This window comes from Klebsiella sp. 2680 (assembly GCF_900198535.1).
Taxonomy (GTDB): Bacteria; Pseudomonadota; Gammaproteobacteria; order Enterobacterales; family Enterobacteriaceae; genus Klebsiella; species Klebsiella indica.
In genome coordinates, this window is the sequence record NZ_FZNJ01000004.1 from 396,261 (window position 1) to 406,804 (window position 10,544).

8 protein-coding genes are annotated in these 10,544 nt (G+C 47.4%); 1 reads left to right on the forward strand and 7 read right to left on the reverse strand.

Annotation, left to right across the window (positions count from 1 at the left end):
• Window positions 1-119 precede the first annotated feature (119 nt).
• The 5 genes from FN037_RS19045 to ssb1 form a co-directional block, all read right to left on the reverse strand.
• Window positions 120-524, reverse strand: a complete 405-nt coding sequence (locus FN037_RS19045) for a hypothetical protein (RefSeq protein ID WP_142502962.1) — start codon at window positions 522-524, stop codon at window positions 120-122.
• The gene (locus tag FN037_RS19050) at window positions 517-2,541 is read right to left on the reverse strand and encodes an integrase (protein WP_044650468.1); all 2,025 of its coding nucleotides are present in this window, start codon (window positions 2,539-2,541) and stop codon (window positions 517-519) included. Before FN037_RS19050 ends, FN037_RS19045 begins: the two co-directional genes overlap by 8 nt.
• Window positions 2,541-4,085: a site-specific integrase gene (locus FN037_RS19055; protein ID WP_142502963.1), complete on the reverse strand. Its 1,545-nt coding sequence runs from the start codon at window positions 4,083-4,085 to the stop codon at window positions 2,541-2,543. Before FN037_RS19055 ends, FN037_RS19050 begins: the two co-directional genes overlap by 1 nt.
• Window positions 4,078-5,325, reverse strand: coding sequence for a tyrosine-type recombinase/integrase (locus tag FN037_RS19060; protein WP_057992044.1), 1,248 nt, complete (start codon window positions 5,323-5,325; stop codon window positions 4,078-4,080). The genes FN037_RS19055 and FN037_RS19060 overlap by 8 nt, the downstream gene beginning before the upstream one ends.
• 143 nt (window positions 5,326-5,468) lie before the next feature.
• The gene (gene ssb1 / locus FN037_RS19065; protein ID WP_138363131.1) at window positions 5,469-5,996 is read right to left on the reverse strand and encodes a single-stranded DNA-binding protein SSB1; all 528 of its coding nucleotides are present in this window, start codon (window positions 5,994-5,996) and stop codon (window positions 5,469-5,471) included.
• Between the two features lie 248 nt (window positions 5,997-6,244).
• Here ssb1 and uvrA point away from each other — a divergent pair, with 248 nt between their 5' ends.
• Window positions 6,245-9,070: an excinuclease ABC subunit UvrA gene (uvrA, locus tag FN037_RS19070; protein ID WP_142502964.1), complete on the forward strand. Its 2,826-nt coding sequence runs from the start codon at window positions 6,245-6,247 to the stop codon at window positions 9,068-9,070.
• 132 nt (window positions 9,071-9,202) lie between these two features.
• Here uvrA and FN037_RS19075 read toward each other — a convergent pair whose 3' ends face one another.
• Together FN037_RS19075 and FN037_RS19080 are read right to left on the reverse strand one after the other, a co-directional pair.
• The gene (locus tag FN037_RS19075; protein ID WP_138363129.1) at window positions 9,203-9,556 is read right to left on the reverse strand and encodes an MmcQ/YjbR family DNA-binding protein; all 354 of its coding nucleotides are present in this window, start codon (window positions 9,554-9,556) and stop codon (window positions 9,203-9,205) included.
• 2 nt (window positions 9,557-9,558) lie between these two features.
• On the reverse strand, window positions 9,559-9,975 hold the full coding sequence (locus FN037_RS19080; protein ID WP_138363128.1) for a secondary thiamine-phosphate synthase enzyme YjbQ: 417 nt from the start codon (window positions 9,973-9,975) through the stop codon (window positions 9,559-9,561).
• Window positions 9,976-10,544: the final 569 nt, after the last annotated feature.

Sequence of the window (10,544 nt, forward strand, 5' to 3'; positions counted from 1 at the left end):
GCTTGTTATCTCAACTCCCATTATTAATAACATTTTCGAATCAATTTTTTAACTATGCCATGTAATATTTGAATCTAAAGATGACGGCCAAACCATGATAAATATCACAAGATGATAAATTACTTGGAACTCTCACGATCTATCGCCGGTAAGGGCATATTTAATTTTTCTTCAGGTAAACCATGTCGATATGCGTTATATTGCCAAATAATATATTTTTCAAGAAGTCGTAAATTCTCAGTTCTCAACCTAGAATTTTCTTCTTCAAGACGCTTTATACGTTGACCAGCGATAGCCAATGAAGGCGGTATCTTTGTGTCCTCGGGGGCGCCTTTCACCCTTGATTTCTTATTCTGAAATGCCAGTTTAATCTGTTTATTAGAATTGAGCGACTGCCGCGTTGGACGTTTGCCAATATGCTTAACTACAGCATCGCAAAGACTGTCCCATGTCAGTTTTCCTTGCCAACCGTCAAGGGCACCAAGGATTGCCTCGATATCTAATTGGGTTAAATGCTTAGCCAAAATCCCCTCCCAAAAGAGCTCTCATTTCATTTTTAATCTGCACTTCAGACTCTAATTTCTGCTGCGCAATTTGTGCATCCAACTCGCGCTTTAACGAGCTAAACTCTTTCTTATTGCGTAAACGAATCACGGAACCGTCCTCGATATCATCTGACTCAAGAAGTCTAATCAATTCTACCGTTCGTTCTAGAGTTCGCTTTTGATGCTCAAACCATCGTCCAGCGCCATAAAAACCTTTTGCCATTCCTGTGGATGCTTTCGCTAACTGTGTTATGGTTTTATCTCTTTGTATTATGAGACGATTCAGTTTTTCTCTATCGCCTTTTACACATACTTGCTCAGTGCAATTGATACAGTCAAGATGCTTCTGGCAAGGAATCATTGAAAAATCATGAACACAAAACCCATATTCCGTGACATGGGCAATGCCCTCTCCAATAGCATCCAGATCCTTGAGGGTCACTGGTATATGGCTTTTCACCTTATCGAGTGGGCCCATCATAGCCACAACACTTGGAATAGCTTTCACCTTATCCAATACTTCATATTCAGAAATATGGTTATAGGTGCGGTTCTGATGGATATTGGTACGTCCAGACCACATCGCTATATCGAATTGTCCGAGGTCCCCACGCTGGGCTACTGTGTTTAACAAATGCCTCAGTTGATGCGAAGTTAGTTTTATCTCTGAACTATCTGGATTTTTGTAGCCATGACGCTCCCAAATACTTCTCTGATCTGTGCCTTTTCTGGGGCCTAGGTCATAAGTAAAAGTAGCATTGTCTGGTGTCCAAAGCATTACAGGTGAAACACCTCTGTTGCCATGAAGCTCATCCTTTCTTAAACAAATCAATGCCTCAGAATACTTCACACCACGTTCTTTATTTTTCCAAGGCCAACCAGCAGGTAGATTGGAATGCACAATCTGGTTAAGGTCTCTAAGAGTAACTTCTCCCTTACTCTGCCGAATTGATAATATTTCATTTTTACTCGGATTGAACGCTACAGACATAGCGGACCTACCTTCCTGGACCACCCATCCCATAGCCTGACATATTTGAACAGCCGTTAATGGATCATCTTCACCGACATTTGGGCATTGCGGATGTCGATAAAATTCATCAGGATTAGTCTCCAACCATTTGGCGATCTTCAGGCCTTCTATGGAAAGATCCTTAAGTCGCCTAATTGCTTCTTTAGCAATCGAAACAAACGGTGTACTGACCCATTTTATATCCGCACCATAACCCTTCCCCGCGTAGAAACGTAGCCCTAGCCTCGGCACTCCTTTTCTATCATTTTCTTCATGAATACAATCAATTGATAAGTCCTGAAATTCTGAAACTCTCCCAGGAGCGCACATACTTAATGCAAACATAGAGGTCGTGAAACGGTCACGCGGATCAAGAAAATCATTTGCAAACATTTCAGCCATATAGTCCAGCTGATGGTCCTTCGGAAGTTTCTTTTCCCTAAGAGCTTGACCCTTTTCACCAGTTAGATTTCGGTCCATATACCTCTGGATTGGGTTTTTCCAATTGATTGGAGATACAACCATTCCTTTGTCAGAAATAAATTTCGCCAACCTCTCCAAATGCGCTCCAGCATGATAACCAGAACTACCATACTGCTCTCTGGCGACCACTGCTGCCTCATCAAGCACTAACACATCTATTTGGGTAATATCTGTAATACCTTTAACTTTGAGCAATGCAGGTTCGATACAGCGGATAGCTTTAATTTCTTGAATATTCTTTGTCGGATTATGTCCTTGCTGGTAGCGAATATAAGCCTTCGCAAAATCCTGAATTTTATCATCCAGCAGGTGTTCAGAACTTATACCACGACTTGGTGCACCAACTTTCGTATAGTTGACAACCCCTTTCCAGTTCCAACTATCCCAATTGATATTTTTCCCGAATACAGTTAAATCATCACGGCATCGCCTTATAAATTCATTAACATTCGCCTCAGCATCCCATCCAGTCTTAGGCACAAAATGAAATATCTCGCCCATTAGCCCCCCTCCACACGCGAACGCTCAAGTTTTTTAGCATTACATCTTCGAATAACTTGTGCGACGGCAAGTATTAATCTGTCATTAGAAGAGGCAATTTTTATATCTTTTGTATTGCGCAATACTTCGTCACGTTTTTCGATCAATCCATCCAGAATTATTTCATGCGGCCCATCGACCCAAGGCTGGAAATATTTACATGTATAACAGGCTATTGGTGCCATAGCCCCACAGAAACCGTAGCTTCCACAATTACCTATATTTACGTCTGCATTCCCTATTCGACTATTCTTATCCCCTCCACGTTCAGCATCAGCTTCTGAATCTACCAAAGTTCCCTGAAATGCCTGCGCGAGTGGTGCTAACTGTAAAGCAACTGCCTTATCTATACGCTCCACTACATCTGGTAGATTCTTCACATATACACCGACATTCTGTGTATCAGAATGATCCAGAGCTTCAGCGATAATTAGCTCTCCTTTACCCTCGCGTGCAATATTACTTCCGAGCGTGTATCTAAATCTCCGAGTAGAAAGATTTAACCTTTTTCCTGTTCGCTCAGAATAAACATTAAGAACGCCCTTCAACTTTTTCATTACTTCATTACAGAAATCCCGTTCAATATGTAGAGCATCGCTATCCAATGCAGCAATAAATGATTTATAACCCCTGCATTTACGTATTTCGGAAAAGTCTGGGAATAATGGAAATTCCTGTATTACTTCAGGTGTTAATTGGAAATTTATTAATTTAAGAATTTTGTTTGAGACTTTAGTTATATGCTGACTTAAGAGGCTCCAAAGATCTTGGGTAATAGGGTAAGAGTTAAACTCCGTACGCCATTTTGAAAATCTCTGTTTAGCTCTTGGGAAATTTATCCAGTATTCATCAAGTTCACCAACCCTATGCGAGCAGATATCTTTTATCTTTAGACTAGTAATTTGTATTGGTCTCCTACCGGTATAAACAAGAATTGCCGATAGTGTATAATCAGAAATAGTTATCTTATTAGAAGTATACGCCTGTAGCATTGCATCAATCAAAGCACTCATTTCAATTTCAGTTAATGGCCCTTCCTCAGGATCTAACCTCTTTATTGCTTTTCCTTTTTCCAGTCCTTTTAAACGCAGACTATCGAGAAATTCAAAAGCTTCTTGTGATACTCCTGGGTATCCCCATTTAGTCCAATTTCGCACCAGCATTCTTATTTTAGATAGTTTTTGTTCCTCATCGCGTGATAGAGATGAGCGATACGAAATTAGTGAGTCAACCAAAAACTCACAATCTCCTGTGAGATTAAAATACTGTCTCGCCTGGTCATTCAGTCCTCTTACTGTTTCCGCTGCGTATTCTTCAGCAAAGCGCGCCAGCACAATTTTAAGTGAAGACGCTACTATTGGCTTCAACTTTGATATCCATTTAACAACAACTACGACATTTTTATTTAATTTCCACGAATCATCATTTATATTAAATGCTCTTCCATCCCAGGAAATAAACGCTGTTTCCCCGTAGCTGACATCAATTTTTTCAGAGTTAATCATCAGAGCTTACTCCTGAACCTCTAATACTACGCTGAAAGTCCAAAATTGCTTCTTTGGCTTTTTCTTTTATATGCCGTCTATTATATGTAGCCGCTGTACCCGAGGCTTCTTTCCAACCCATAAGGTAAGATCTCATTTGTTCTTCTTTCTCAGGGCTATGCTTGTTTTCCACCTGATCTAAGACTTTTGAAAAATTATAGTTCCAACTATGCCTAAAGGCATGCGCGTGAATCGGTGAAAAATTTTCAGCTATACCCTGTAAAGCTGACATCAACTTCCCAAATCCACTATTTGAAAGAGGCTCACCTTGATAGCCTCCTTTTTTATGTGTAACAAATAAATAAGGATGTTTACGAGCGTGTGGAAAAGTTGAACGATACTTTATAATGTATTCACTTATTATCTCAGCCAATCTGCTATTTATAGGTAAGATTCGCTCTTCAGTTTTTACTAATGGCTGATAAACACGATAATCTATAGAGTTATCAGCACGTCTAACAATCCTCAGCTCATTGGTGACAAAGTTTATATCATCAACTCTCAGATTGAGTAGCTCACCTCTACGAATGCCTAAATAATGTAGCAGGGCTATGATTGCAGCATTGCGCACTTGTAAAGCATAACCTTGATAAGGGTTACTATCATGCCCTGGTTTAGATACTTCAATTACTTTCTTAATTAAGTCAGAATCAAGCCCCTTATCTTCTCGAGGGGTTACTGATCTCCCTTTCATCTTGGGACGATGAGACTTAATATTTTGATACATTGCCTCTATTTCAATATTTATGCTCTTGCTGGAAGTTCTATTCAAAATTTTAGCAAGCCATCTCAGATAATCCGCAATGAAAGTAATACGAGTGTATTTGGTTGATGAATTAACACCTGCAGAAATAACTGGGCGACCTTGTCTTATATTTACAACTTTTTCTTTCCGTTCCGAAGGAGGTCTCAATGGCAAAGAACAATAATCCCTTAAAGAATCAATTTCCCAAATCTTAAACCATTCTGCTTTCTTCCATCGATCTTCAATATCGACCGAATATTCAGCAGCCCAAGAATAAAGCACTTTCATTGAAGTTATGTAACTTTGAATGGTAGCTACAGATTTAGAGGCCCCACGTATTTGGGACGTGCAGTATAAGTTAGGGTAAAACAACGGGATACCTGAAGAAGCATCGACAAGAAGCTTTAGCCTCTCTCCCGTCTTACTCACAATATGCCTAGTCACTAATGTAATCATATTGGCCACCATTCTTTACGTTTTTTAAACGTAGCTGATAACCAAAATGTTCTCAAGCATACTTTACATTTCTAAAAAAAATGAAAAGCCCCGATTAACGGGGCTTACAGTTTAAAACTTTACAAAAAGGTCTATGGTATTTTTTAGAATGGGATATCGTCGTCAAAGTCCATTGGCGGTTCGTTGGATGGTGCTGCCGGAGCCTGTTGCTGCGGGCGAGACTGCGCGCCACCGCTAAACTGGTTGCCGCCCTGCGGCTGCTGAGGCTGGCCCCAACCACCCTGCTGCTGACCACCGCCTGCCGGCGCGCCGGTGCCCTGCTGACGACCGCCGAGCATTTGCATCGTGCCGCCAACGTTAACCACCACCTCAGTGGTATATTTGTCCTGCCCGGATTGGTCTGTCCACTTGCGGGTACGCAACTGGCCTTCAATATAAACCTGAGAACCTTTACGCAGATACTCACCAGCTACTTCCGCCAGTTTGCCAAACAGCACAACGCGGTGCCATTCAGTCTGCTCTTTCATCTCACCGGTCACTTTATCACGCCAGGATTCGGAAGTAGCCAGCGTAATGTTGGCAACCGCACCACCACTCGGCATGTAGCGAACTTCCGGGTCCTGGCCCAGATTACCGACGAGAATCACCTTGTTTACGCCTCTGCTGGCCATGTCTGTGTCTCCTGAATACGATTCTTGATTAAGTGTAAACGCGCGAGTGTATCATTTCCAGGGGGTCATTTGATAGCTGGGAAGTGTGTTCCGGATATCACGCGCGGGCTGACATTGTTACATAGCTTGCCGGAAAATGCATTCGAACACTGTATATTCAAACAGGTTAAATTGTGTCATAATTAGCCGTTTCCGCCGTTTGTCCTTCAAGCAAACCAGGCAATCCGCGTATCTACCGGGAAAGGTGAATGGATAAGATCGAAGTTCGGGGCGCCCGCACCCACAATCTCAAAAATATCAACCTCGTCATCCCACGCGACAAACTGATTGTCGTTACCGGGCTTTCGGGTTCAGGCAAATCCTCACTGGCTTTCGACACGTTGTACGCCGAAGGACAGCGTCGTTACGTTGAATCGCTCTCCGCCTACGCGCGGCAGTTCCTGTCGCTGATGGAAAAGCCGGACGTCGACCATATCGAAGGGCTGTCGCCGGCGATTTCCATTGAACAGAAATCGACCTCCCACAACCCGCGTTCGACGGTAGGTACCATTACCGAAATTCACGACTACCTGCGTCTGCTGTACGCACGCGTCGGCGAACCCCGCTGCCCGGATCACGACGTCCCGCTGGCGGCGCAGACCGTCAGCCAGATGGTGGATAATGTGCTTTCTCAGCCTGAAGGCCAGCGTCTGATGCTGCTGGCGCCGATCATTAAAGAGCGCAAAGGCGAGCACAGCAAAACGCTGGAAAACCTCGCCGGGCAGGGCTACATCCGCGCGCGGATCGACGGCGAAGTGTGCGATCTCTCCGATCCACCAAAGCTGGAGTTGCAGAAGAAACACACGATCGAGGTGGTTATTGACCGCTTTAAAGTACGTGAAGATCTCAGCACCCGTCTGGCCGAGTCTTTTGAAACCGCGCTGGAGCTCTCCGGCGGCACCGCGATCGTCGCCAATATGGATGATCCAAAAGCGGAAGAGCTGCTGTTCTCCGCCAACTTCGCCTGCCCGATTTGTGGCTACAGCATGCGTGAACTGGAACCGCGCCTGTTCTCCTTCAACAACCCGGCTGGCGCTTGCCCGACCTGCGATGGCCTGGGCGTACAGCAATATTTCGACCCTGAACGCGTCATTCAAAATCCTGAACTCTCGCTGGCTGGCGGGGCTATCCGCGGCTGGGATCGGCGGAATTTCTACTATTTCCAGATGCTGAAATCGCTGGCGGAGCATTATAAGTTCGACGTGGAAGCCCCCTGGGGAACCCTGGAGGCCAGCGTGCAGAAGGTCGTGCTGTATGGTTCAGGTAAGGAAAACATTGAATTCAAATACATGAACGATCGCGGCGACACCTCCGTGCGCCGCCATCCGTTCGAGGGCGTGCTGCACAACATGGAGCGCCGCTATAAAGAGACGGAATCCAGCGCGGTACGGGAAGAGTTGGCGAAGTTCATCAGCAACCGTCCATGCACCAGCTGCGACGGCACTCGCCTGCGTCGCGAAGCGCGGCACGTGTTCGTCGAAAATACGCCGTTGCCGACCATCTCAGATATGAGCATTGGCCACGCGATGGCGTTTTTCAACAATCTGAAGCTCTCCGGCCAGCGCGCGCAAATCGCCGAGAAAGTGCTGAAAGAGATTGGCGATCGCCTGAAATTCCTCGTCAACGTCGGCCTGAACTATCTGACCCTTTCCCGCTCGGCGGAAACCCTCTCCGGCGGCGAGGCCCAGCGTATCCGCCTCGCCAGCCAGATTGGCGCAGGCCTGGTGGGCGTGATGTACGTGCTGGATGAGCCCTCTATCGGCCTGCACCAGCGCGATAACGAACGCCTGCTCGGCACGTTGATCCACCTGCGTAACCTCGGCAACACCGTTATCGTCGTCGAGCACGATGAAGACGCGATTCGCGCCGCCGACCACGTTATCGACATCGGCCCTGGGGCAGGTGTCCACGGCGGTCAGGTGGTGGCTGAAGGTAAACTGGAAGAGATTATGGCTGTGCCGGAATCCCTGACCGGCCAGTTCATGAGCGGTAAACGCAAAATTGAGGTGCCAAAACAGCGCGTTCCCGCCAATCCGGAGAAAGTGCTGAAGCTGACCGGCGCACGCGGTAACAACCTGAAAGACGTCACGCTGACGCTGCCGGTGGGCCTCTTTACCTGCATTACCGGCGTATCCGGCTCAGGTAAATCGACGCTGATTAACGATACGCTGTTCCCGATCGCCCAGCGCCAGCTTAACGGCGCGACCATTGCCGAACCCGCGCCGTATCGTGATATTCAGGGGCTGGAACATTTCGACAAAGTGATCGACATTGACCAGAGCCCTATCGGCCGTACGCCGCGTTCCAATCCGGCCACCTACACCGGCGTCTTTACGCCAGTGCGTGAACTGTTTGCAGGCGTACCGGAATCACGTTCACGCGGCTACACGCCGGGCCGTTTCAGCTTCAACGTGCGCGGCGGCCGTTGTGAAGCCTGCCAGGGCGATGGCGTAATCAAAGTCGAGATGCACTTCCTGCCGGATATTTACGTGCCCTGCGATCAGTGCAAAGGCAAACGCTATAACCGCGAAACGCTGGAGATTAAGTACAAAGGCAAAACGATCCATGAAGTGCTGGATATGACTATCGAAGAAGCACGTGAGTTCTTCGACGCGGTTCCGGCGCTGGCGCGTAAGCTGCAAACGCTGATGGATGTAGGGCTGACCTATATTCGTCTCGGTCAGTCGGCCACCACGCTCTCCGGCGGCGAGGCCCAGCGCGTCAAGCTGGCGCGAGAATTGTCGAAACGCGGTACCGGGCAAACGCTGTATATTCTTGATGAGCCGACTACCGGGCTGCACTTCGCCGATATTCAGCAACTGCTGGAGGTACTGCACCAGTTGCGCGATCAGGGCAACACTATCGTGGTGATTGAGCACAATCTGGATGTCATTAAGACGGCGGACTGGATTGTCGATCTCGGCCCGGAGGGCGGCAGCGGCGGTGGTGAAATCCTCGTTGCCGGTACGCCAGAAACGGTTGCCGAGTGTGAAGCTTCCTATACCGCTCGCTTCCTTAAGCCGATGTTGAAGTAACTTCACCAGCCTCTTCTCTCTTCGGGAAGAGGCGTTATCTCACCTTATTTTTGCCGCTGATATTGAGTGATTTTCACTCGGACAACATCCGGCATCAGGGCTATACGCCAGATGGCGCTGCTGACTGGAATTTTATGATAATAGTCTGCGCTTACTCTCGGGAAGCGTATCGAGCGCCTGCTGGTATGAAGCGTCAACCAGGTAGTAAATCTGCGAATCCGGCAGGGAACCGTCAAGAAACACCGTACTCCAGTGAGCTTTATTCAGATGTTTACTGGGGCGGACATCACGATGCTGCTCCCGCAAAAGTTCCGCCAGCTTCGGACTGGCTTTTAACGATACCGCAGGCCGGTTATCTTCAACCTCTTTTACCATTGCAAACAGGACATCCCCCACTTTGATCTGTGTGGCTTTCCAGTCGCTATGCACGCTTTGCTCCGCGCCCGGTTTTGCCATGCAGTACATCAAGAGTTCCGAAATTGTCATTTTTATTCCCCCATGAGCGTCGCAATAATATGGCGCGATCCGCCGTGAATACGATGCTCCCCCAGCCAGATACCCTGCCAGGTTCCCAGACTGACGCGCCCATCCTGCACAGGCAGCATCAGCGATACGCCGAGCATCGACGACTTAATGTGCGAGGGCATATCATCGGGACCTTCATAATCGTGTTCATACGGCGCGTTATCCGGCACGGCATGGAGAAAATGTTGCTCCATATCGTTGCGGACGGTCGGATCGCAGTTTTCATTGAGCGTCAGGGAAGCGGATGTATGCTGGAGCAGCAAATGCAGCAGGCCCGTTTTCACCCGCGACAGTTGGCGAATTTGGCCCACAATTTCATCAGTTACCAGGTGAAAACCCCTGGCTTTCGGGCCTAATATCAGGGTTTGCTGATGCCACATAAACGACTCCTTTTAGCAATAAATCTTCTTAAGTGTGCAGCAATAAGTGAAAAGGTAAAACCTTTGGCACGCTAATTTTGCACAAAAAAACGGCAGCTTAAGTGACCAATGCCGTTCACTTAAGCAAATCATCGGTGTTGTCTTTTGTTTTATTTGCCTGTGGCAAACGCATTATCGGTGGTTTAAACGAAAATCTGATTCGGTTGATTCACTAACTGAGCTGATACGGGCTGAAATATAAAGGATATAACTTCTTTATGACTTTCAGCCTCTGAAAAGCCACTGACGAATAACGGACTCACCGCATGGGGGTTGGGCTCATCAAGGAAACCTGGCGGGAACGCAGGCGCACATCCAGGACTGGCCGCCAGGACGGCGGCCAGAGGCTGAGTCGCGGCAAGGATGCCGCGTCTCAGCCGGTCCGCCAGATGAAGCCGGAGTGGAGCGGACCGCGCAGCGGCAGGTTTTCAGCGCAATGCCGGGGGTGCAGGGGGACGGGCGAAACGTCCCCCTGCCCGTTCACACGCTGTGGATATAACGAATATCCGCGTATTTATCGTGAACGGAAC